Annotated in this window: 25 protein-coding genes; 10 read left to right on the forward strand and 15 right to left on the reverse strand. The window is 66.9% G+C overall.

Annotation, left to right across the window (positions count from 1 at the left end; translation table 11 throughout):
* The first annotated feature begins 33 nt into the window (after positions 1 to 33).
* Genes WKB25_RS12365 through WKB25_RS12380 form a run of 4 tightly spaced genes read left to right on the forward strand, consistent with a single transcriptional unit; the run spans position 34 to position 3,532 of the window.
* Entirely contained in the window at positions 34 to 930 is an 897-nt protein-coding gene (locus WKB25_RS12365; RefSeq protein ID WP_340570997.1) for an ABC transporter ATP-binding protein, read from the forward strand.
* Positions 927 to 1,709, forward strand: coding sequence for an ABC transporter permease (locus tag WKB25_RS12370; RefSeq protein ID WP_340570998.1), 783 nt, complete (start codon positions 927 to 929; stop codon positions 1,707 to 1,709). Before WKB25_RS12365 ends, WKB25_RS12370 begins: the two co-directional genes overlap by 4 nt.
* A gap of 6 nt (positions 1,710 to 1,715) precedes the next feature.
* Positions 1,716 to 2,933, forward strand: a complete 1,218-nt coding sequence (locus tag WKB25_RS12375; RefSeq protein ID WP_340571000.1) for a sensor histidine kinase — start codon at positions 1,716 to 1,718, stop codon at positions 2,931 to 2,933.
* Entirely contained in the window at positions 2,930 to 3,532 is a 603-nt protein-coding gene (locus WKB25_RS12380; protein ID WP_340571002.1) for a response regulator transcription factor, read from the forward strand. The genes WKB25_RS12375 and WKB25_RS12380 overlap by 4 nt, the downstream gene beginning before the upstream one ends.
* Before the next feature lie 523 nt (positions 3,533 to 4,055).
* On the opposite strand, the gene WKB25_RS12385 is transcribed toward WKB25_RS12380, so the two are convergent.
* The 11 genes from WKB25_RS12385 to WKB25_RS12435 all read right to left on the reverse strand — a co-directional run bounded on the left by WKB25_RS12385 (position 4,056) and on the right by WKB25_RS12435 (position 12,610).
* Positions 4,056 to 4,592 carry a cytochrome b gene (locus WKB25_RS12385; RefSeq protein WP_340571003.1) on the reverse strand — a complete coding sequence of 179 codons (537 nt, stop codon included), beginning with the start codon at positions 4,590 to 4,592 and terminating at the stop codon, positions 4,056 to 4,058.
* Positions 4,589 to 5,695, reverse strand: a complete 1,107-nt coding sequence (locus WKB25_RS12390; protein WP_340571004.1) for a catalase family peroxidase — start codon at positions 5,693 to 5,695, stop codon at positions 4,589 to 4,591. Before WKB25_RS12390 ends, WKB25_RS12385 begins: the two co-directional genes overlap by 4 nt.
* A 193-nt stretch (positions 5,696 to 5,888) precedes the next feature.
* Entirely contained in the window at positions 5,889 to 7,256 is a 1,368-nt protein-coding gene (locus tag WKB25_RS12395; RefSeq protein WP_340571006.1) for a M17 family metallopeptidase, read from the reverse strand.
* A 3-nt stretch (positions 7,257 to 7,259) separates the two neighbouring features.
* Positions 7,260 to 7,988, reverse strand: a complete 729-nt coding sequence (locus tag WKB25_RS12400) for an HAD-IA family hydrolase (protein ID WP_340571008.1) — start codon at positions 7,986 to 7,988, stop codon at positions 7,260 to 7,262.
* Positions 7,989 to 8,055: 67 nt separating this feature from the next.
* A complete protein-coding gene (locus WKB25_RS12405) occupies positions 8,056 to 8,307 on the reverse strand; it encodes a hypothetical protein (RefSeq protein ID WP_340571010.1) in 252 nt (83 codons plus the stop codon).
* Entirely contained in the window at positions 8,304 to 8,519 is a 216-nt protein-coding gene (locus WKB25_RS12410) for a hypothetical protein (RefSeq protein WP_340571012.1), read from the reverse strand. Before WKB25_RS12410 ends, WKB25_RS12405 begins: the two co-directional genes overlap by 4 nt.
* A gap of 93 nt (positions 8,520 to 8,612) precedes the next feature.
* Positions 8,613 to 9,719 carry an AI-2E family transporter gene (locus tag WKB25_RS12415; RefSeq protein WP_100461931.1) on the reverse strand — a complete coding sequence of 369 codons (1,107 nt, stop codon included), beginning with the start codon at positions 9,717 to 9,719 and terminating at the stop codon, positions 8,613 to 8,615.
* 67 nt (positions 9,720 to 9,786) lie between these two features.
* Complete coding sequence (locus tag WKB25_RS12420; protein WP_340571015.1) at positions 9,787 to 10,236, reverse strand: protein sip-5; 450 nt, start codon at positions 10,234 to 10,236, stop codon at positions 9,787 to 9,789.
* Positions 10,233 to 10,703 (reverse strand): phage holin family protein, encoded by a 471-nt coding sequence (locus WKB25_RS12425; RefSeq protein ID WP_089241379.1) that lies wholly within the window; start codon positions 10,701 to 10,703, stop codon positions 10,233 to 10,235. Before WKB25_RS12425 ends, WKB25_RS12420 begins: the two co-directional genes overlap by 4 nt.
* Before the next feature lie 8 nt (positions 10,704 to 10,711).
* Positions 10,712 to 11,074 (reverse strand): hypothetical protein, encoded by a 363-nt coding sequence (locus tag WKB25_RS12430; RefSeq protein ID WP_025878359.1) that lies wholly within the window; start codon positions 11,072 to 11,074, stop codon positions 10,712 to 10,714.
* A 102-nt stretch (positions 11,075 to 11,176) separates the two neighbouring features.
* Positions 11,177 to 12,610: a Do family serine endopeptidase gene (locus WKB25_RS12435; protein ID WP_099819644.1), complete on the reverse strand. Its 1,434-nt coding sequence runs from the start codon at positions 12,608 to 12,610 to the stop codon at positions 11,177 to 11,179.
* A 489-nt stretch (positions 12,611 to 13,099) separates the two neighbouring features.
* On the opposite strand from WKB25_RS12435, the gene WKB25_RS12440 reads away from it, so the two are divergent.
* Complete coding sequence (locus WKB25_RS12440; protein WP_340571018.1) at positions 13,100 to 14,014, forward strand: histone; 915 nt, start codon at positions 13,100 to 13,102, stop codon at positions 14,012 to 14,014.
* A gap of 137 nt (positions 14,015 to 14,151) precedes the next feature.
* Positions 14,152 to 14,841: a hypothetical protein gene (locus WKB25_RS12445; protein ID WP_340571019.1), complete on the forward strand. Its 690-nt coding sequence runs from the start codon at positions 14,152 to 14,154 to the stop codon at positions 14,839 to 14,841.
* 15 nt (positions 14,842 to 14,856) lie between these two features.
* Here WKB25_RS12445 and WKB25_RS12450 read toward each other — a convergent pair whose 3' ends face one another.
* On the reverse strand, positions 14,857 to 15,216 hold the full coding sequence (locus WKB25_RS12450; RefSeq protein WP_089241371.1) for a DUF1428 domain-containing protein: 360 nt from the start codon (positions 15,214 to 15,216) through the stop codon (positions 14,857 to 14,859).
* A gap of 289 nt (positions 15,217 to 15,505) precedes the next feature.
* Here WKB25_RS12450 and WKB25_RS12455 point away from each other — a divergent pair, with 289 nt between their 5' ends.
* Together WKB25_RS12455 and WKB25_RS12460 are read left to right on the forward strand one after the other, a co-directional pair.
* Positions 15,506 to 16,078: an Ax21 family protein gene (locus tag WKB25_RS12455; protein WP_089241369.1), complete on the forward strand. Its 573-nt coding sequence runs from the start codon at positions 15,506 to 15,508 to the stop codon at positions 16,076 to 16,078.
* 190 nt (positions 16,079 to 16,268) lie between these two features.
* On the forward strand, positions 16,269 to 16,946 hold the full coding sequence (locus tag WKB25_RS12460) for a response regulator transcription factor (protein WP_340571020.1): 678 nt from the start codon (positions 16,269 to 16,271) through the stop codon (positions 16,944 to 16,946).
* 9 nt (positions 16,947 to 16,955) lie between these two features.
* On the opposite strand, the gene WKB25_RS12465 is transcribed toward WKB25_RS12460, so the two are convergent.
* The gene (locus WKB25_RS12465; protein WP_025878366.1) at positions 16,956 to 17,345 is read right to left on the reverse strand and encodes a DUF6165 family protein; all 390 of its coding nucleotides are present in this window, start codon (positions 17,343 to 17,345) and stop codon (positions 16,956 to 16,958) included.
* A gap of 166 nt (positions 17,346 to 17,511) precedes the next feature.
* On the opposite strand from WKB25_RS12465, the gene WKB25_RS12470 reads away from it, so the two are divergent.
* Positions 17,512 to 18,210 (forward strand): TorF family putative porin, encoded by a 699-nt coding sequence (locus WKB25_RS12470; protein ID WP_340571021.1) that lies wholly within the window; start codon positions 17,512 to 17,514, stop codon positions 18,208 to 18,210.
* Here WKB25_RS12470 and WKB25_RS12475 read toward each other — a convergent pair.
* A complete protein-coding gene (locus WKB25_RS12475; protein ID WP_340571022.1) occupies positions 18,207 to 19,400 on the reverse strand; it encodes an MFS transporter in 1,194 nt (397 codons plus the stop codon). The two genes, WKB25_RS12470 and WKB25_RS12475, sit on opposite strands and share 4 nt — an antisense overlap.
* 99 nt (positions 19,401 to 19,499) lie before the next feature.
* On the opposite strand from WKB25_RS12475, the gene WKB25_RS12480 reads away from it, so the two are divergent.
* Positions 19,500 to 20,387 carry a LysR family transcriptional regulator gene (locus tag WKB25_RS12480; RefSeq protein WP_340571023.1) on the forward strand — a complete coding sequence of 296 codons (888 nt, stop codon included), beginning with the start codon at positions 19,500 to 19,502 and terminating at the stop codon, positions 20,385 to 20,387.
* On the opposite strand, the gene WKB25_RS12485 is transcribed toward WKB25_RS12480, so the two are convergent.
* Complete coding sequence (locus WKB25_RS12485; RefSeq protein ID WP_340571024.1) at positions 20,356 to 20,823, reverse strand: DUF1456 family protein; 468 nt, start codon at positions 20,821 to 20,823, stop codon at positions 20,356 to 20,358. The two genes, WKB25_RS12480 and WKB25_RS12485, sit on opposite strands and share 32 nt — an antisense overlap.
* Between the last annotated feature and the right edge of the window lie 78 nt (positions 20,824 to 20,901).

Raw genomic sequence — 20,901 nt, forward strand, 5'->3', positions numbered from 1 at the left:
AGGATGGCAACGTCCCCGCTACCGATACCGCCCATGGATCCGATCGCTCCGTCGCTGGCCCGCCTGCAGCAGGTGCAGGTGCGTTACCGCGACCATACCGCCCTGCACGGCATCGACCTGCGGGTCCGCGCTGGCCAGGTACTGGCCTTGCTGGGCCGCAACGGTGCCGGCAAGAGTACCGCGATCAGCGTGCTGTTGGGCCTGCGTCGCGCCGACGGCGGCCAGGTCGAGCTGCTGGGCGGCGATCCGCAGCAACGCGATCATCGGCTCGGCCTCGGCGTGATGCTGCAGAGCACCAGCCTGCCGCCGATGCTGCAGGTGAATGAACTGGTGGCGCAGGCCAGCGCCTGCTATCCGGATCCATTGCCGCTGGGCGACGTACTGCAGCGTGTGGGCCTGCAGGACCTGGCCCGGCGTCGCTATGGCCAGCTGTCCGGCGGGCAGCAGCGCTGCGTGCAGTTCGCCATTGCCATCTGCGGCCGCCCGCGCGTGCTGTTCCTCGATGAACCCACCACCGGCCTGGACATCCAGGCGCGGCAGGCGATGTGGCAGGCGATCCGGCAGCTGGTGGCCGAAGGCTGCGGTGTGCTGCTGACCACCCACTACCTGGAAGAAGCCGAGGCGTTGGCGCAACGGGTGGTGGTGCTGGAGCAGGGCAGGGTAGTGGCCGATGCGCCGCTGTCCGAACTGCGCCTGGCCGACCGGCCGCGACGCATCCGCTGCCGCAGCACGCTGGCCGCCGATGAGGTGCAGCATTGGCCCGGCGTACAGCAGGTACAGCGCGATGGTGAACATCTGCAGGTGCTGGCCAGCCCGGCCGAGCCGGTGGTGGCCCGCCTGCTCGCCGCCGATGCGCAGCTGCGTGAACTGGAAGTACAGGGCGCGGCACTGGCCGACGCCTTCCTCGACCTGACCCGGGAGGCAGCATGAACACGTTGACCCGTATCACCGGCGCCGGTGCAGCGCCTTCCGCCTGGTGGCGTGCGCTGTGTCCCTATCGCGCAGAACTGCTGGCCGAGCTGCGTCGCGCCTGGCGCTCGCCGTCGTTCGTGCTGCCCTCGCTGTTGTTCCCGGTGCTGTTCTACCTGTTGTTCGGCGTACTGCTGGGCCGTGGCCACGCGCCGGTCTATCTACTGGCCACTTATTGTGTGTTCGGCGCGATGGCGCCCTCGCTGTTTGGCTTTGGCGTGCAGTTGGCACTGGACCGCGAAGGCGGCCTGCTGACCCTCAAGCGCGCCCTGCCGCTGCCTGCAGCGGCGCCGCTGTTGGCGCGGTTGGCAATGGCCATGCTGTTCGCGGTGCTGATCGCCGCGATGCTGATGGCGGTGGCGTGCCTCTTCGGTGGCGTGCAGCTGCAGGCGGTGCAGGTGCTGCAGCTGCTGGCCGTGGCCGCGTTTGCGGCATTGCCGCTGGGGTCGATCGGCCTGCTGATCGGCAGCCATGTCGGCGCCAGCGCGGCACCGGCCATCGTCAACCTGGTCTACCTGCCGCTGGCCCTGTTGTCGGGGCTGTGGCTGCCGTTGTCGGCGTTGCCGACGGTGTTCTCGACGATGGCGCCGCTGTGGCCGACCTGGCACCTGGCGCAGCTGGCCCTGCCCATTCTTGGCCAGCCGGCACGTGGCGGTGCCGTTGGCCATCTGCTGGTGTTGCTGGGTGTGAGTGCAGTTGCACTGCTGCTGGCGCGTCGCCGCCTGCGCCGGGTCGGCTGAACTGGCATGATCGGCAGCGATCGTCCCCGCCTGGAATCTTCCGTGCCACCGAGCTGGCTTGCGTCCCTGCTGCGCCCCGCACCGGATTCGGCGGTGGCCGACAACCTGCGCCGTGGCAAGCCGGTGTGGGCCGATGCGATCCACCTGCTGTGGACGGTATGGGTGTTCATGACCCCGGTGTTCAGTGGCGGCTACACCCTGCGTTGGGTACTGCTTACGCTGGGCAGCTATCCGCTGTTCCTGCTGCTGTATGTGCGCCTGTTGTTGTCGCCGCGCCACCACGCGCCACGCTATGCGCTGGCGATGGTCGCCTTGGCCACGCTGCTGGTGCCCTGGTACCCCTCCGGCATCAGTTATTTCATCTTCGGCTGCGTGATGCTGCGCGTCTGCGGGCGTGGCAGCTGGTGGCTGTACCTGCTGCAGCTGGCAGCCCTGAACGCGGTGTTCTGCACGGTGGCCATGCTGTCGCACTATCCGTGGCAGAGCCTGGTCTGGATACCGGCTGTGTCCTTCATCATCGGCATGGTGGTGAACGTGGAAGCAGTTAACAAGGACAAGGACGCGGCCCTGCAGTTGTCGCAGGAGGAAGTGCGGCGCCTGGCCGCCACCGCCGAGCGTGAGCGTATCGGCCGCGACCTGCACGACCTGCTGGGCCACACCCTGTCGCTGATCACGCTGAAACTGGAACTGGCGCGCAAGCTGCATGATCGTGGCGATGCGCGTGCACGGCAGGAAATCGGCGAAGCCGAAGACATCGCGCGCGAGGCGCTGGCACAGGTGCGCAGTGCGGTCACCGGCATCCGTGCCAGTGACCTGGCGGGTGAACTGGCCTCGGCACGGCTGCTGCTGGAATGCCAGCAGGTGCATCTGCAGTACGTCGTACCGCCGCCGATGCCGGTGGATGTGGAACGTGGATTGGCTTTGGTGCTGCGCGAGGCGGCCACCAACATCGCGCGGCACGCACAGGCCACGCAGGCATGGGTGGACTTCATGATGGAAGGACGACAGTTGGCGATGCAGATCCGCGATGACGGCCGGGGCGGCGTGCAGGCCGAAGGCAATGGGCTGTGTGGCATGCGCGAGCGCGTGGTGGCACTCGGTGGCCAATTGGCGGTGCAGTCGGCGCGTGGCGAAGGCACGGTGCTGACCGTGCGCGTGCCCCTGGCGGCAGCGACATCACCGCTGTCATCGGCCGTACCACGGGTACAGGGCGGTGTCGCATGATCCGCATCGTATTGGCCGAAGACCAGGCGATGGTGCGTGGTGCGCTGTCGGCGTTGCTGGGCCTGGAGGCGGATATCGAGGTACTTGGCAGTGCCGCCGACGGCGAGGCCGCCTGGCGCATGCTGCAGCAGCTGCAGCCGGACATCCTGGTCACCGACATTGAAATGCCCGGGCTGAGCGGGCTGGAGCTGGCCCAGCGCATCGCCCGCCATGAACTGCCGATCAAGGTGGTGATCGTGACCACCTTCGCCCGCGCCGGTTTCCTGCGCCGCGCATTGGAAGCGGGCGTGCTGGGCTATCTGTTGAAGGATGCACCGGCCGAGAACCTGGCCGAGGCACTGCGCAAGGTGAAGCAGGGCATCCGCGCGATCGACCCGCAGTTGGCGCTGGATGCGTGGTCGCAGGCCGATCCGCTGACCGACCGCGAGCGCCGCGTGCTGCGCCTGGCGGGCGAGGGTCGCACCGCCAGCGAGATCGCCGAGCAGCTGGGGCTGTCGCACGGCACAGTGCGCAATTACCTGTCCGAATGCATCGGCAAGCTGGGTGTGGCCAACAGGATCGAGGCGTATCGGCTGGCGCGGCAGAAGGGGTGGTTGTAGGGGATCATTTCCGCGACCGCGGGGAGGTGTCACTTTCTTTGCTCGTGCAAAGAAAGTAACCAAAGAAACACGCCGCCGAACACGAGCCGGTGCCGCGCACCGGTGCCCTGTGCTCCTCGGTCCGTCGAGGGACGGCGCGGGAACTCGCTGCGCTCAGACACCCGCGCCTCTTCGCCCTCGCCGGACCTGCGGTGCTCGGCTCGTTCAAGGCGGACCCAACTTCAAGAGCAACAGCTGCACCCAGTAGATCCACGCCATGCGTGGATGCTTTTGCCTTTGATCTTGACCTTCCAGCCCGCCTTTCAGCGAGCCGAGAAGCGCAGGGCACCAGTGCGTAGCGCCGGCTCGCGACCTGGCGGCGTGTTTCTTTGGTTACTTTCTTGATGGCGCACATCCATGGGCGCCACCCTACGGGCCGGCTACGCCGTTCCGCGCTGCTCCTGCAGCGCGGTGTACGAGCAAAGAAAGTGACACCCCCCCGCAGTCGCGGGAAAGGGCAACCGGGACCCCCCGGCCAACCCAGTCAATCCTTCCCGCGTGCCATCGCCTGGAACACGCCATCACGCCGCACCCATAGATGGAACAGCGCCGCACCCACGTGCATCAGTACCGTGGCGAACAGCACATAGGCCAGCAAACTATGCGCATTGCGCAGCGCGGCGTACAGCGCTGGAGTGTGCGGCACGATCGGTGGCAGGTGCAGGCCGCCGCCCAGCACGATCGGGTAGCCGCCGGCCGACAGCATCGCCCAGCCGATCAGCGGCATCGCCAGCATCAACGCGTACAGCATCCAGTGCGAAGCCTTCGCCGCCAGCACCTGCCACGCGGGAAGATCCGCTGGCAGCGGTGGTGGACGGTGCCGCAGGCGGTTGTACAGGCGCAGCACCACCAGCAACAGGATGGCGATGCCCAGGGGCCGGTGCAGGTCGATCAGCATCGGCCGCAGGTGCAGCGAGGCGACCATGGTCACGCCGATGAACAGCATGGCGATGATCATCAGCGCCATGGACCAGTGCAGCACCCGGGCGAGCAGGTTGAAGTGGCCGTTGCCGGTGTTCATTGCGCAGCCTCCTTCGGTTGCTCGACGTTGCCGCTGGCGCGCTCGCGTTCGCGGCGGTTGAACGACTGCGAGTACACCGCAGAGCGTGCCGCCAGGATCGGGTCATCACTGCCGCGCACGCCGCTGGGCACGATCAGCGGATCGAAGTTGAGCTGGCCGCAGGCACCTTCTTCCTGCGACTGCATGCGGTCGAGGCTGAGCACACCGGCCACCACCTGATCGCGCGATTCCGGCCACGGCACCGAGGGGTCATCGATGGCATCGCCGGGCGCAGCCAGGCTGACCACCAGGTTCCAGCGCACCGGCCCGGTGGCCAGGCGCTGCTGCAGTTCCTGGCTGAGGAAATCGACGTTGGCCTGCTTGCGTGCGTCCGCATCCATCTCCACCAGCGGCGCCTGCGGCTGCCAGCGCCAGCGCACCGCGCGCTTCTGCCCCTGCGCATTGGTGAACCAGAAGCTGTTGACGCTGTTGAAGGTGGTGTTGGCCCAGCTGCTGGTCCACGGTGCGCTCTTGGCCCACTGCTGGAAGGCCTGCGCGCTGGGATACTTCGCCAGCACGGCGGCCATCTTCTGCGGGTCGGGCTTGCCGGTGGCCGGGTCCGGAATCTGCGCGCGGGTCTGCTCGTAGAAGGCTTCGGAAGTGGGCACGGCGAAGAACGGGAAGCTGTTCATCGCCATCCGCCATTCCTGGCCGTCATCGCCGACCAGCTGCACGGCGATGCTGCGCACGCGTGCGGTGTTGTCGGCGCCGTAGGGGTCACCGCCGCCGATCGACAGGCGGCCCATCACCGGCACGCGCGCCTGCGAGAACACCCGCGCACTGGACAGTGTTGGCGCCTGCGCGCTGGGTTCGAACCAGCCGCTCACGCACACACCTTTGCTGTGCGCGCGGCGGAAGCCGGGATGCGCGGGGCCGGTGGCCTCGATGGTATCGGTGAAGCGCTGAGCGGTCAGTCGGTCGCGGCCGATCCAACCGGCCAACCAGGCAAAAGCGAGGGCGACGATGCCCAGGATCAGCGCGATCAGGGCGATCCAGGGCAGCGGCGAATGCTTGCGCGGTGACTGCGGCCCTTGGCCGGCGCGGGTGTAGCGGAAGAGCGACATGGTCGGAGTCCTGCCTTCACGGACGTGTGGGTGGGCGACCACCACATCCTCGCAGAACCCGGCCGAGGCCGAAATTCAATTTTTCGTCAGATTTGCCGGGTGATGCGGTGCCGACCAAGGTCGGCACCCACCGGCATTGCGGATCAGCACCCGCACCGGCATCGATAGCGCCGGGCCATGCCCGGCGGCTGCATCAGGCGTAACGCGCTTTCAGCATCGCCCAGGCCGAACGCAGGGCCAGGGCTTCGCCACCGGCCGGGCGGCCCGGGCGCTCGCCATCGTTCCAGGCATACACGTCCAGATGTGCCCAGCGCTGGCCATCTTCCAGGAAGCGTTCCAGGTACAGCGCGGCGGTCACCGAGCCGGCCATGCGCGAACCGGCGTTGGCCAGGTCGGCGATGCCGCTGCTCAGGTAACGCAGGTACGGGCGCCACAGCGGCATGCGCCACACCGGGTCGCGGGTGGCGTCGCCAGCCTGCAGCCACTGCTGGGCAACCGTGTCATCGTTGCTGAACAGCGCCGGCAGATCCGGGCCCAGCGCGATGCGTGCGGCGCCGGTCAGGGTGGCGAAATCCAGCACCAGGTCCGGCTTCTGCTCACCGGCGAAGGTCAGCGCATCGCACAGGATCACCCGGCCTTCGGCGTCGGTGTTGTCGATCTCCACGCTCAGGCCCTTGCGGGTGGCGATCACTTCGCCCGGACGGAAGGCATCCGGACCGATCGCATTTTCCACCGCCGGAACCAGCAGGGTCAGGCGCACCGGCAACTGCTGGGCCATCACCAGCCCGGCCAGTGCCAGCGCGTGTGCGGCGCCGCCCATGTCCTTCTTCATGTTGCGCATGCCATCGGCCGGCTTGATGTCCAGGCCGCCGGTATCGAAGCACACGCCCTTGCCGACCAGCGCCAGCGCCGGGTCGGACGCCTTGCCCCAGCGCAGCACGATCAGGCGCGGCGCGCGGTGCGAGGCACGGCCCACCGCATGGATGGCCGGGAAGTTCTGCGCCAGCAGTTCGTCGCCGGCGATGGTTTCAACCTGCGCGCCATGCGCTTCAGCCAGGGCACGTGCGGCGTCTTCCAGCTGCTGCGGGCCCATGTCTTCGGTCGGCGTATTGACCCAGTCACGCACGCGCAGGCTGGCGGCGATCAGGTCGGCCACCTCGCCGGTCGGTGCGGCAACCAGCTGGGCCGGCGTGCGGTTGCGCTTGCGGTAGCGGTCGAAGCGGTAGCTGCCCAAGCCCCAGCCCAGCTGCAGCAGCGCCTGTTCGGCGGCCGGCAGTTCGCTGGCCAGCTGCCACACGCTGCCTTCCGGCAGGGCATGCGGTGCATGGGCGTAGCTGTAGGCATCGCCGCGATCGCCGACACCGATCACCGCGCCCGCCAGGCCATCGGCGCCGGGCAGCAGCGCAACCGAATGCGCGCCGGCAGTGAAGCCCTGCGACTTCAACCACGCCTGGGTCGCAGCGGACTGGCTGTTTTTCCACGCCTCGAACTGGCTGCGGTCCAGCACGTGCAACGGCAGCGCGGTGGTGGTGTCGGCGGTGAAACCAGTGATCTCGCTCATGCGTCAGGTACTCCGGGATTCGTCAGCGTCGGCGGCGTCGAGGTTGGCATCGAGCCAATCGGCCAGGCCGGTGAGGGTGTCGAACTGCAGGTCAGGCTGCAGCTGCGGATGGTTCCAGGTGGCCGCTTCGCGGTTGATCCAGCAGCCGCGCAGGCCGGCAGCCATCGCGCCGGCCACGTCCATCTCGACGTGGTCGCCCACGTGCAGCACCTGCGCCGGGGCGATGCCCAAGCGGTCGCAGGCAGCGTGGAAAATGCTTGCTTCGGGCTTGGCCGCGCCATGCTCGCGCGCGCCCAGCTGGAAGCTGAAGTGATGGGCCAGGCCGATCCGTTCCAGGTCGGCGTTGCCGTTGCTCAACGCGGCCACCGGCACCCGCGCGGCGATCCGCGCCAGAGCGTCGAGTGCATCCGGGTAGCACTCCACCTGGTTGCGCGCGGCATAGAACACTTCGTATGCCGGTTCCAGAAGCTCCAGGCTGGCGCCACTGTTTTCCAGCGCCTCCTGGATCGTCAGCCGGCGCAGCGCGCTCAGGTCGAAATGCAGGTGGGGGTTGTCGCGGAACGAGCGCTCGCGCAGTTCGCGCATGGCTGCCACCGGATACATCGCGGCGGTGGCGGGACTGTGTGCACGCATCCAATCGAACAGGACCTGGTCGATGCGGGCGCCGATCGGAGCGAACGGCCACAGCGTATCGTCGAGGTCGAGGGTGATGGCAAGGACAGGGAATTTCACCCCGCCATTCTACGCCTGCCCGCGCGCGCTTTCATGCGCGCGACGGGCAGGGGCGCTGCAGGGTGCGTCAGCGCAGGTCGTAGGAGCAGCCGATGGTGGTCTGGCCGTCGAACCGCTGCACATACAGGTTGTGCCGGCCCACTTCCCGCGTGTAGCCGCCTGCCACCGGGTCGGACAGTTTCGCCAGTGCCGCGATCTGTTCGACGCTGGCGGTGCTGACGTACGCGGTGAAATTGTCGACGCCATCCTCGCCGCTGTCGCCGTCGTATGCCTGCAGGCGGTTCACTGGCTGGTCCAGCACCATCAGCGGCGTGGTCAACAGGAACTCACCGCTGGACTCCCCGTTTTCCGCCGCAGCGGCGGCGCCAGCAACTGGGCGATCGTTTCGAACTGCTTGGGGGTGAGGTGGCGCTGGCAGGTGACCGCTTCGACCAGCTGGGCACGCGCCTGCTCGACTGCCGGCGGCGTCGCGGCGAAAGCTGGGTTGGCAAGGCAGGCCAGGGCGAGGCAGCGTGTGGCGAACGAGGTCATCCGAACGGTTCCACCCGAAAAAAGGGCGGGTATTCTGCCAGTTCTGCCCTTGTTTCCAGCCCTGCCATCGGCGCGATCATCGCCGTGGCCGGCTCACTCCAGCAAGCGCGCCCAGCCCTGCATGCCCTCCAGCCGCGCCAGCACCAGCTTGATGCAGACCAGCAGCGGCACCGCCAGCAGCAGGCCGATCATGCCCCAGGCCCAGCCGAACACCATCAACGCCAGGATCAGCACCAGCGGCGACAGTTTCATCTGCCGGCCAAGCACGATCGGCGTCACCAGCTGCCCTTCCAGGGTATGCAGGGTCAGGTAGGCGGCCGCAGGCAGCAGCGCCTGCAGCGGGTCGCGGAACTCGACGAAGCCCATCAGCAGCATCAATGCCACGCCGAGCAGCGGGCCGACATAGGGCGCGAAATTCAGCAGCGCCGCCACGGTGCCCCACAGCAGGGCTTCCTGCAGGCCGATGCCGAGCAGCATCAGTACGCCGGCCAACAGCAGACCGACCACGGTGTTGATCACGCTGATGGTCAATACGTAGCGCGATACCTCATGCTCGATCGAGCGCAGGATGTCGCTGGTGAATCGCTGCTGCTGCCGGTTCGGGAACAGGGCGATCGCCGCGCGCTGCAGGCTCTGGCCGTAGATCATGAAGAACAATGTCAGCAACACCACGGCCAGCACCGAGGCGGCCAGTCGCGGCGCGCGCGTGAGCATGCGGTACGGATCGTCCAGCTGGGTGCGGATCACCTGCACCTTGCGGTTGCCGTCGCCACCGGCCACGCGCGCGAAATTCTCCGCCGCCTGGTTCGCCTGCTGTACCGGCTTGGTCAGGTCCTGCACCTGGCGAGCGACCTTGCGCAGCTGCTGCGGTGCTTCCTGTGCCCAGTCCATCGCCGGGCCGATCAGCTGCACCGCCAAGGCGCCGGTCACGCCAAGGCCGGCGCCCAGCACCAGAAGGGCGCCGAGCGCGCGCGGAATCCACAGCTTCTGCAGCAGCCGCAGGATCGGGTTGCCGACCAGGGCGAAGAACATCGCCAGCAGTACCGGCAGGATGATGTCCTGCGCCGCCCACAGGGTGAACGCCACGGCCAGGGTCGCCAGTATCACCAGCGACATGGGGCCACGTGGGCGGGAGGCGGGAGGCAGCGGCGCGGGGGCGTCCGGCGCAGGCGACGACGGGGACAACAGGGACTCGCTCATCGACGCACCGACCGGGAAAAGAAGCCCATTATCGGCCCGCCGCGATCAACGCGGCGGGTAAGGATCATCAACGTTCGGACATCTCGGTGGCCGCTTCGGCCGGCCGCGGCCCACGCAGCTCGGTGTCGGTATCGGCCGCGGCCTGTGCTGCCGGTCGTGCAGCGGCGGCTGCGGGCGGCTGCTGCTGGGCGGCATCATCTGCCTGGTCGGCGGCATCGTCTGCGGTTTCCGCTGCCTGCGCCGCCACCACGGTGGCAAACGCGGCCTGCGCGCTGGCGAACAGGCTGGACACCGAACCCACCATCTGCAGCCAACGCGCACCGTTGACCTTGCCCGGAACCTCCAGCTTGCCGGCGATGAAACCGCCGGCCAGACCGACCACCACGATGCGCAGTGGCGACCAGCCCTGTCGCCAGACCTGGCTGAGCACGCCCCAGTTGCCCTGGGTTTCGCCGATGCGCACGGCCATCACCTGTTCGCAGCGCTTCACCCGCCGCTGCAGTGCACCGAACTTCATGGCTTGCCCTCCGGAATCTGCACGCCGGCATCGGGATCATCATCGGTGGGCTCATCGAACAGGCCCAACCGGGACAACTGGCGCCGGGTGGCGTGCATGCCGGTGTGGTGGAAGAAGTACGAAACCCGCCAGATCGCATAGCCGGTGACGGCCAGGCTCAGCAATGAAGTAATCAGCAGCGCCTGCAGCCAGCTCAGGCCGAAGCTCTGCAGCAGGGCGATGAGGGTGGCAGCCATCAGCAGCCACGCCGAGGCGCCGAACACGATGGCGACGCCGGCCCAGGCCAACGCACGCCCGAACGCGCTGCGTGCAAGCGCGAAGTCCGCCGACGCCAACCGGCGCAGCGAACGCAGCGAGTGCTTGGCCGAATCGACGGTCGCCCGGCCGGCAGCGCCGACCTGGCGGATGCTCTCGTCCAACGGCGGCGTGGCCGCCGGATCGGGACGTTGCGTGGTGTCTTCGCTCACGCCGCAGCTTACTTGTCGCTGCCGCGGGCCAGCTTGGCGATGATCCAGCCGGTAGCAAAGGCCACGCCGAACGAGGCCAGCGGACGTTCGCGGATCAGTTCAGCGGCGCTGTCGATCAGGTCCTTGCCCTTGTCCATCAGGGCGTCGACCTGTTCCTTGGCGGCGGCACCACCGAACTCGGCGGCAGCCAGGCCCGACAGCGCGCTGTCGGACAGTTCAGCCTTGACGTTGGCCTTGCCGATGCGCAGTTCGTCGGTCGCGGCGCCGGTAGCGCCCTTGATCGCACCGCCGGCAGCGCTGGCGGCCTGCTTCAGGTGGGAACCGGCTTCACCCAGGTGGTCCTTCAGGTTCTCGGTATTGGTGGGGCTCATCGAATCACTCCTGTTGCGATGGGGGAACGGGCGATCGGCTCAGCCGACCTGGACATACAGCAATAGCATCACGGGGGTATAGGGGGCGTTACGGCCAGGCGATCACCGCATCACCAACTGGCCCTGCTGCTGGCCGTTGTTGCGCAGGACGCGCAGCACCAGGGTCGGCGGGCGCTGCTGGAAATTGGCGCGCCAGCTGGCCAGGTCGGCGAATTCGCCAACCGTGGCATCGGTGATGATGTCGCCCTGCTGCAGGCCATTGGTCGCCGCGCGGCTGCCGCGCTTGACCTCGCTGACCAGCACGCCGCCCACGCCGGACTGGCGCAGCGATTCGGGCAGGTCGACGAAGCTGGCACCGGTCAGGCGCGGGTCCAGGCTCTCACCGCTGACGACGCGCGCCTGCTCCTTCAGCGTGGCCTTGATCTGCAGCGGCTTGCCTTCGCGGCGGACGTCCAGGGTCAGCACGCTGCCCACCGCCGCCAGGCCTTCCACGTTGTGCAGTGCTTCGGCACTGTCCACACGCTGGCCGTTGGCTGAGACCACCACGTCGCCCGGCTTCAGCCCTGCGGCGGCACCGGCCGAACCGGCCAGCACGCGGGTCACCAGTGCGCCACGGGTTTCGCCCAGGCCCAGGCCCTGTGCGATCTGCGCGCTCAGGTTCTGGCTTTCGATGCCCAGCGTGCCGCGCACCACCACGCCATGCTTGACCAGCTGGTCGACCACGCTGCGGGCCAGGTTCGATGGAATCGCCAGGCCCAGGCCGATGTTGCCGGCCATGCTGCCCTGCGGGTTGAAGCTGGCGGTGTTGATGCCCACCAGCTGGCCCTGCAGGTTGACCAGTGCGCCACCGGAATTGCCCGGGTTGATCGACGCATCGGTCTGGATGAAGTTCTGGTAGCCCAGCCCGCGGATGCCGCTGCGGCCTACCGCCGAGACGATGCCCGAGGTGACCGTCTGGCTGAAACCGAACGGATTGCCGATGGCGACCACGAAGTCGCCGACCCGCAGCTGGTCGCTGTTGCCCAGCTTGATGTCGGTCAGGTTCTGCGCCGGAATGCGGATCAGCGCGATGTCGGTGTCGCGGTCCGAGCCGAGGAACTCGGCCTTGACCGTGCGCCCATCGGCCAGTGTCACCTGCACGTCATCGGCATTGTCGATGACGTGGTGGTTGGTCAGCACCAGGCCTTCGGTCGCATCGATGATGACGCCCGAACCGAGTGACTCGTTGATCCGCTCCTGTGGAATGTCCGGGAACAGGCGGCGGAAGAACGGGTCGTTGAAGAACGGGTTGCGTACCCGCACCACCTGCTTGGTATTGACGCTGACCACCGCCGGCATGGCTTTCTCCAGCATCGGTGCAAGCGATGGCACCGCCTGCCCGGCGACCGATGCCGGCAGCGCTGCGGTGGTGGGCAGTACCGCCGGCAGCGGGGCGGCGTCGGCTCGGTTGTCCAGGTGCGCGTTGAGGCCAGTGGCAACGAAGCCGCCGAAGGCAGCGGCGATTGCGAGCGTAAGCAGGGTGGGAAGCGGTCGCATGGGAGTCGGTTCGCAGGCTGGGATGGGGGCCGTTGACGCATACGGTAGAACAAGCTGAATGAGTGTGTCGCGATCTGGATAAATGCCCCATGAAAATCCGACCTCGTGCCGAGGGTGCCGGAGAGGTTCCGGGCGCGCCGTATCGCTGTTCGCGACAGCCGCGCGCGAGCGCCGCAAGGCAGGCCGACAGCGCCGTGACACACCGCGACACTTGCGCAGTTCCGCGCATCCTGACCTTGCAATGACGCTCATTGCTGCGCGGACGTGTTGCCGCTGCCAGTGCCTGCATCGGCGTGCCGGCAACAGGCAGGCGCGCAGCACACTGCTTAAAAAAAGGGATTTCCTGACTGCGCGGCGCGTCAGCCGCCGCTATCGCTTACATCAGTTGCGTCGCACCGGATGCGATTGACCGGCCGTGCCCGTTCCACGATAGCCATTGTCGGTATAGCATCGCCCCGTTTTGACAATCCAGGCCCCTAGGAGGGCAACATGAGCAACGGTAATGGTGTGTCGGTCGTGACCGACGCCGTCGAGAACGTGAAAGAAACCGCCACCAACGTCGGCGAGACCATCGCCCACGCCGCCGAAGACGCAGTGAAGTCGGTCAAGAAGACCGTCAAGCGCGCCCGCAAGGCTGCCACCACCCGCGTCGCCAAGGCCAAGAAGGTCGTGGCCAAGGTCGAGAAGACCGTTGCCAAGAAGGCCGAGAAGGCCGCCAAGTCGGTCGGCAAGACCGTTGCCAACGCCAAGAAGAAGCTGGAAGCGGCCAAGAAGAACGCCAAGGCCGAAGCGGCTGCCCTGAAGAAGGAAGTGGCCAAGAAGAAGGCGGCTGCCGGCAAGACCGTGACCAAGAAGGCTGCTGCTGCCAAGAAGACCACCAAGGCTGCAGGCAAGAAGGTCGCCACCGTGAAGAAGGCCGCCACCAAGAAGGTCGCGACCGCCAAGAAGGCTGTTGCCAAGAAGACCGCTGCTGCCAAGAAGGTTGTCGGCAAGAAGGTCGCGACCGCCAAGAAGGCTGTAGCCAAGAAGACCGTAGCCGCCAAGAAGGTTGTCGGCAAGAAGGTCGCGACCGCCAAGAAGGCTGTAGCCAAGAAGACTGTCGCTGCCAAGAAGGTCGCCGGCAAGAAGACCGTAGCCGCCAAGAAGGTCGTCGGCAAGAAGACCGCTGCTGCCAAGAAGGTCGTCGGCAAGAAGACCGTCGCTGCCAAGAAGGTTGTCGGCAAGAAGACCGCCGCTGCCAAGAAGGTTGTCGGCAAGAAGACCGCCGTCGCCAAGAAGGTTGTCGGCAGGAAAGTCGCCGCTACCCGCAAGACCGTCGCCAAGAAGGCTGCACCGCTGAAGAAGGCCGTCGCCAAGAAGGCTCCGGCCAAGAAGGCCGTGCGCAAGGCTGCCAAGCGCAAGTAATCGCGCGTGGTTCGAAGGCCCTTCCGCTCCCCGGGCGGGAGGGCCTTCTGTGTTTTCGGGGGCGCTCATCCGCGCCTGACGTGGATCTGCGGCAGCAGGCTGGGGCAAGATGAAGGTCTTCCGCAGGAGTCCTGGCCATGGGCGGTATCGATTTCAGTTCCTGGCAGGGCGTGCTGTCCACCCTGGCCGGGTTGGTCCTGATCACCCTGCTCGGCGTGGGTATCCGCCTGCTGGTGATGCAGACCCTGCAGCAGCGCCGCGAACGCGAGAACCGCCAGATCAACGAGCGGCTGCGTACTCTGATGGCGGCCTACAAGACGCTGGGTGGTTCCTTCACCGGTGAGCTGGGAGTCGACCCGGCCCATCTGCGCGATCTGCGCCAGCGCGCCCACGAAGAAGGCATCGCCGAGCCGGGCTCGGATCGGACCAGGCGCATCCGCGATGCGGTCGAAGCGGCGTTGTCGGACATCCTGCTGCTGGGCACCGACGAGCAGGTACGACTGGCTGCCCGCGCTGCCAGTGAACTGGCGCAGGGGCGCCCGGTGCACACACACGAACTTGTGATCTCGCTGCGCGACTTCGTTCGCGAGGCGCTGGACCTTGCGCCGGTGCCGGCCGACCTGGAGATCCCGCGCCAAGGGCCTACCCGCCCTGCAGGCAGCGGTGGCGGAAGTGGCAAGGGCCGCAACGAGGGCGAAGCCAAGGGCGGTCGCACCGGTGGCGGTGGCGGTGGCATGGGCGCCGGAATGGGCGGGCTTGGTGTTGGCGCGGGTGCTGCGCTGGGGGCCAGCCATGCGGCCGGTGAGGAAGAAGCGGGCGCCCGCTGAGGACGCCCGCCGGGGTCAGCGCTTGAGTTCGAAGATCGGCTCGAATCCGCCGTAGATCATCCGCGCACCGTCGAACGGCATGGGATTCTTCGTCGGGTCCAACCGCGGGTCCTCCATCATTTTCTGCATGCCTGCATCGCGGGTGGCCTTGTCCGGCCACTCGATCCAGGAAAACACCACCGTTTCCTCCGTCGTGGCTTTCACCGCGCCAAAGAAGTCGGTGGTCTTGCCATGTGGCACGTCATCGCCCCAGCCTTCGACTACCCGCAGCGCTCCGTATTCCAGGAACACCACATCGGCGCTGCGGGCGTGGGCGAGGAATTTCTCCTTGTTGGCGGTCGGCACCGCCAGTACGAAACCATCGATGTAGCTCATCGCTTGCCTCCGGAATGGACCATGCCAGGTGCACGGCCTTCATTGAGTCGACGCTTCAGGGCGCGGGAAATCGACATCGATTGCCGCACCGTTGACGCACCGTTGAATCGAAGCGCGTGCGCGTACCGCGCGCGTATGCCTGAGCCTTGCTGAATCAATGCAAAAAATTCAGCAATGCAAAGACCGCTGTTTTCAGGGAGCGTTGTGGCGAATAACGGAGAATTTACATTCCCGATGCGATGGCGCCCTGGCGCTGCTGCACACCATAAGAAAGTAAAGGTGTACCCCCATGAAGAATTCGCTGATTGCTCTGGCTCTGGCCGCTGCCCTGCCGTTCACCGCTTCGGCCGCCGAGAACCTGTCCTACAACTACGCCGAGGCTGATTACGCCAAGACTGACGTTGACGGCATCAAGGCTGATGGCTGGGGCGTGAAGGGTTCCTACGGCTTCCTGCCGAACTTCCACGCTTTCGGCGAATACAGCCGTCAGGAAGTCGACCACACCAACATCAAGGTTGACCAGTGGAAGGTCGGTGCCGGCTACAACGTTGAAATCGCTCCGTCGACCGACTTCGTTGCCCGCGTCGCCTACCAGAAGTTCGACCGCAAGCACGGCCTGGATTTCAACGGCTACAGCGCTGAAGCCGGTATCCGTACCGCGTTCGGCGCCCACGCTGAGGTCTACGGCCTGGTCGGTTACGAAGATTATTCGAAGAAGCACGGCGTCGACATCGACAGCCAGTGGTATGGCCGTCTGGGTGGCCAGGTCAAGCTGAACCAGAACTGGGGCCTGAACGGCGAGTTGAAGATGAACCGCCACGGCGACAAGGAATACACCGTCGGCCCGCGCTTCAGCTGGTAATTGCATCTACGGCGCGCCCGCGCGCTGTTCGTGCTGCAACAGGCCCGGCATTGCCGGGCCTGTTGCGTTGTGGGGAATCAGAACAGAGTCTGACTGCGATGCGGGCGTCATGTTGCATTGCAATGAATTGGATTCCGCCACCGCCGGTGGCGGCCTACGGTGGATATCCCGTGCTGCCGGATACACCGCGATGCCGCCCGTACTCCCACCGCTGCTCCCCGATCGGCCGCGCCGTCTGGCACTGCTGGATCCGCATCCGGTGCTGCGGCTGGGGGTGGAAGTGTTGCTGCGCCAGCAGAGCGGTGTGCACGTGCACGGCAGCTACGCCAACGAACGTGATCTGTTGCAACTGCTGGAAAGCGAACCGGGTTGCGTTGACCTGCTGGTGATCGATGCGCTGCCGCTGGGCGATCTTGGCGATGGCCTGCAGTTGCTGCGCGGGTTGTCCCGGCGCTGGCCCAGCGTGCCGATACTGGTGCTGTCCGCGCACTGCAATGCCAGCACCGTGGCTACGACGATGCAGGCCGGTGCACGCGGCTTCCTGTCCAAGGCGACTACGCCGGAAATGCTGTTGCGCGCGGTGGACGTGGTTGCCCGCGGTGGGCGTTTCGTGCCCCCGGATCTGCGCACGCAGCTGAATCGATCACGCTCGCGGCGCATGTCGGCGCCCACCCTGGAGCCCTTGAGCCGGCGTGAGCGTGAAGTGCTGCGGCTGCTCCTGCAGGGGTGCAGCACCGGCGAAGTGGCCCGGCGCTTCCAGCGCTCGGCCAGCACCATCAGCACGCAGAAGAAAGCGGCCTACCAGAAGCTTGGCATCCGCAGCGATGTCGAACTGTTCCGCATCCGCCACCTGCTGGAGTGTGGCTGACGGGCGCGCTTACTCGCCCTGGTACTGCTTTTCCTCGACCAGCGCCGAACCGGCGACACGGTTGATCTCGTTCTTCACCTGCACGCGTTCGCCGTTGGTGCCGTACACGCCGCGCGCCAGCTGGATGAACGCCTCGTCGAACACCTGCGCCGCTTCTTTGTCGCGCAGCTGGTCCTGGATCTCCCACATGCGCTCGTTGATGGCCTTCAGCTGCGTCTTCAGCGCGGCCAGTGCCGGCTGCGCGTCAAGCTGCTGCTGCAGCAGCGGCAGCAGGCCGTCAAGTTCGGTGCGCACGTTGGCCAGCTTGGTCGCATCGTCGATGCGCTCGGCCTTGATCTCGAGAATGGTGATCTTGTCGATCAGCTCGCCGATCGATACCGGGGTCAGGATGGCGTCCACGTGGTTGGTTCCTGGAAATAGGCCTGCATGATACCGCGCTCGCTGCGGCGCGGATTTACGCTGAATTTGCGCTGGCGCGGCGGCATCGCCATCGAACCGTTACGGCCCTGCCATCGACACTGCCGTCCCGGGCGGACAGACCGCCTTCGACGAGGAAGTGAGTGCAGTGAAGAGCAAGGGGATGATCGTGGCCAGCGCGGCCGCACTGGCGGGGCTGCTGTGCGCCGGCAGCGTGCAGGCGCAGGTGCAGGTGAGTGGCACGGCGGCATTGACCAGCGACTATGTCTGGCGCGGCAGCTCGCAGAGCGACGGCGATCCGGCCGCGCAGGTGGGGGCAAAGGTGACGGTGGGTTCGGGCTGGTATGCCAGCGCGTGGGGCTCGAATGTCTCGTTCACGCCGGACAATGGTGCACGCAGCGAGTTCGATCTGGTCGCCGGCTGGTCGGGCGCACTGTCGCCGGACTGGAGCCTGGATGCGAACCTCACCCGGTATGCCTATCCGGGCACCGGCCGCGCACTGGACTGGACCGAACTCAATGTCACCACCACCTGGAAGCAACGCGCCTGGCTGCAGGTCGCGCACTCCAACGATGCCCTGGCCGGCGGCGGTCGCGGCACCTACGCGCAGCTTGGCGTGCGGTTGCCGTTGAACGAGCGCCTGCGCCTGGAAGCAGCGGTGGGGCAGTACTGGCTGGCCACCGCGCAGGGGCCGGACTACCTGCATGGCCAGCTCAGTGCCATCGCCACGTTGACGCCGGCCTGGGAGCTGCGCGCCACCGTGCATGACGCCGACAGCGCCGCCAAGCGGCTGTTCCCGGGCAATGCCGGTGGACGCTGGGAGCTGGCGCTGCAGGGCAGCTTCTAGTCGGCCGATGCTGCCTGGCGGGTGCGCCAGGCAGAGGGCAGCCACACCAGCAGGGCCAGTACCGCCACCGCGGTACCGGCCACGCACACACCGGTCCAGCCGAAGCGCTGGTAGACCTGCGCCGACAGCAGCGAACCCAGCGAGCCGCCGATGAAGTAGCCGGTCATGTAACCGGCATTGAGGCGGTTGCGGGCCTCCGGCTGCAGCGCGTAGATCAGGTTCTGGTTGCTGACATGCAGCAGCTGCGCGGCCAGGTCCAGCACCACCACGCCGACCAGCAGCGCCATCAGCGAGTGCGCCGACAGCCCCAGCGGCAGCCAGGACAGCAGCAACAGCGCCAGTGCAATGGCCGTGGCACGGCCGCTCTGGCCACGGTCGGACATGCGCCCGGCCAGACCGGCAGCCAGCGTACCGGCGGCACCGACCAGGCCGAACAGGCCGATGGTGGCGTCGCTGTAGGCATACGGCGGCTGTGCCAGCAGGAAGGCCAACGGCGTCCAGAAGATCGCGAACATCGCAAAGCTGCATGCGCCGAGCAGCGTGCGCTGGCGCAGCACCGGTTCCTGCAGGAACAGCGTGCCGATCGAGCGCAGCAACGCGAAATAGCCCAGCCCGGCGCTGTGGTGGAAACGCGGCAGGCCGCGCTGCAGGGCCAGTGCGGTCAGCACCAGCGTACCTGCGGCGATCGCATAGACCAGGCGCCAGTCGCCCAGGCTCGACAGCAGCCCGGCCACGGTGCGTGCCAGCAGGATGCCCAGCAGCAGTCCGCTCATCAGGGTGCCGACCACGCGGCCGCGATGCTCCGGCGCGGCCAGGGTAGCGGCGAACGGCACCAGTACCTGCGCCACCACCGAGAACAGCCCGGTGATCGCGGTTCCGGCCAGCAGCCATGGCAACGACGGCGCGCACGCGCTGATCACCAGTCCGCTGGCCGACAACAACGTCATCACCACGATCAGCCGGCGGCGCTCGAACAGATCACCCAACGGCACCAGCAGGATCAGCCCGGCGGCGTAGCTCAACTGCGCAGCGGTCACCACCATGCCCACCTGGCCGAAAGGCACGCCGAAGGCATCGGCGATGGTATGCAGCAACGGCTGCGCGTAGTAGTTGCTGGCTACCGCGACGCCGGTGGCGACCGCCATCAGCAGGATCTGCCAGCGCTGCAGGGGAGGAAGGGAAGGGGACACGCGATGTTCCGTGAAACAGGGCAGCACAGTGTCTGCCTGCTGTGTGCATGATGGAAATGAATCATCATCATCCCTGTCATCTGGAATTGAGATACCGGCGTGAACCTCAAGCAGCTCGAGTTCGCCGTTGCCCTGGCGGAAGAGGGCAACTTCACCCGTGCGGCCGCGCGCTGCCACGTGGTGCAGTCTGCCCTGAGCCATCAGATCGCCCATCTGGAGCAGGAACTGGGCACGGTGTTGTTCGAGCGGCTGCCGCGCCAGGTGCGTGCTACGGCCGCGGGCGATGCGTTGCTGGTGCACGCGCGGCAGGTACTGGCCAGCCTGCGCCACCTGCGTGCCGACGTCGCCGCCGTCAATGGTGAGGTGCGCGGGCTGCTGGCCATCGGGCAGATATCGTCGCTGACCGGCATCGACGTGGTCGCCATGCTGGCGGCCTTCCAGCAGCAGCATCCGCAGGTCGAGTTCCAGTTGCGGGTGGACAAGAGCGAGACCCTGCTGGAGCAGGTGCAGTCGCGTGCACTGGATGTGGCACTGGTGGGGCTGGCACCGTCGGCCGATCTTGAAGGCGTCTGCCACCAGATGCTGCAGGAGGAGGATCTGGTGGCCGTGCTGTCACCGCAGCATCGGCTGGCCACGCGCCGCCGGTTGCCGTTGGCGGCGTTGCAGGATGAGGCCCTGGTCGATTTCCCGCGGGGTACCGGCGCGCGCCGGCAGACCGATGATGCGTTCGCCGCAGCGGGCCTGCCGCATCAGGTGCGTTTCGAGGTCAACCTGATGGAGCTGGTCGAGCGCTTCGTCCGCCACGGCCTGGCGGTGGGCATCGTGCCGGTGCTGATCGCCGACGGTTTCAAAGGGGTGGTGCAGGTGCCTCTGCAACCGACCCCGACCCGGCGCGTGCATCTGGTCTGGCAGCGCCTGCCGACGCCAGCCGCACGCGCCTTCGTCGATGCCGTGCTCAGCCGCGCAGGCGCAGGCTCAAGCCCTTGAGGAAGTTGCGCAGCATCTGGTCCAGACAGCGCCGATAGTTCTTGTGGCCGGGCTGGCGGAACAGCGCGCCGAGTTCGGATTTGGAGACATTGAAGCCGATGCTGGTGAAGATCTCCATCATGTCGACGTCGCGCAGCTGGAAGGCCACGCGCAGCTTCTTCAGCACGAGATTGTTGTCGATGCGGGTTTCCACCGGGCGCGGCGCCTGGCCCTCATCCTGACCGCGCAGGTGCAGGATCAGGCCATCGAGGAAGTGCGCCAGCGCACTGTCGCTCATCGGCTGGAAACCCGGCTCGTCTTCACGCAGCAGCCAAGCCTTGGCCTGCTCGACATCCACGTCGAACGCCGGATCGGCCATCTGGCACAGAGTCACCACGTGGTGGTCGCCGAGGTCCAGGGAGTAGCGCACGCTGCGTAGCACATCATTATTGATCATGGCCCATTGTAGCGGCCCGGCGGCTGTAACCGGACTGTCACCGGATTGCAGCATCGTGAGCGCTGTTCTGCAGGGATT

Origin of the sequence: Stenotrophomonas sp. G106K1, from assembly GCF_037969685.1 — a bacterium.
Lineage (GTDB): Bacteria > Pseudomonadota > Gammaproteobacteria > Xanthomonadales > Xanthomonadaceae > Stenotrophomonas > Stenotrophomonas lactitubi.